This is a genomic window from Lactiplantibacillus sp. ME-2 (assembly GCF_022549155.1).
GTDB lineage: Bacteria > Bacillota > Bacilli > Lactobacillales > Lactobacillaceae > Lactiplantibacillus > Lactiplantibacillus plantarum.
On the sequence record NZ_JAKZEQ010000147.1, the window covers coordinates 1 to 315 of the forward strand.

Annotated in this window: 1 protein-coding gene; it reads left to right on the forward strand. The window is 39.0% G+C overall.

Annotated elements, in window-relative coordinates; all coding sequences use genetic code 11:
- Positions 1 to 99 precede the first annotated feature (99 nt).
- Positions 100 to 315: helix-turn-helix domain-containing protein (locus MMY95_RS15750; protein ID WP_241277838.1), on the forward strand; the 216-nt coding region annotated here is incomplete at its 3' end.

Here is a 315-nt window from a genome sequence, read left to right on the forward strand (position 1 = left end):
GGCGAATTTACAATTGAAATGCAACACAAAGTAAAAAAATAAACCCATACCGGGTAGAATATGTTTAACGACCAAATCAAACAATTCGAGGTATCCGGTATGAGCTATAAACATCTTACTATAAAAGAACGTGAAATACTTATGTTTTTACGAGCTAAGGGGTTATCTATCCGGGCTGTTGCGTTACGGCTGGGGCGAAATCCAAGCACTATTTCACGGGAGTTAAAACGTTGTGCAGGTAATTATTCCCCAAGCAAAGCAGATAATGACTATCATCAAAAGTGGCAGAATTGTCACAAGAAGCGGCTATTAGAC